This window comes from Rhodococcus sp. T2V, from assembly GCF_029269925.1.
Lineage (GTDB): Bacteria > Actinomycetota > Actinomycetes > Mycobacteriales > Mycobacteriaceae > Rhodococcus_F > Rhodococcus_F koreensis.
The window spans coordinates 1-353 of sequence record NZ_JARJBD010000532.1 but is presented as its reverse complement, the minus strand read 5'-3'; the positions used below and the strand labels follow the sequence as shown (position 1 = coordinate 353).

The 353-nt window shown below is 64.3% G+C and carries 1 pseudogene; it reads right to left on the bottom strand.

Going from position 1 to position 353, the window contains the following annotated elements:
• Positions 1-169: 169 nt before the first annotated feature.
• A pseudogene (locus P3H15_RS55730) lies at positions 170-353 on the bottom strand (RNA-guided endonuclease TnpB family protein); the annotation flags it as partial.

Sequence of the window (353 nt, the reverse complement as noted above, 5' to 3'; positions counted from 1 at the left end):
GTGATCTTGGACTGACGTCAACCCTGCGAACAATCGGGCGTCGTGGTTTGGCCACTCGGGCCCCCCCAGGTTGTGCGCCGAAGAGCCACCGAACAGCTTTCTGCTTGGCGCCTCGTCGGACCTGACTTAGGACATTACTCGCTGGTAGCTCGTCTGGCGGTGCTGTGACCTGTGTCGTCGACAGCGTGTACAGGCTGGTGATCCCGGCGTCGAGCCCGACCACCCGATCGACCGGCTCGAGCTCGGCGATGGTGTCCTCGACGAGAATCGAGATGTGGTACTGACCACGAGCATTGCACGACACCGTCACCTGCGACGGCACCGCCCCCTCCGGCAGCGGCCTCGACCACCGA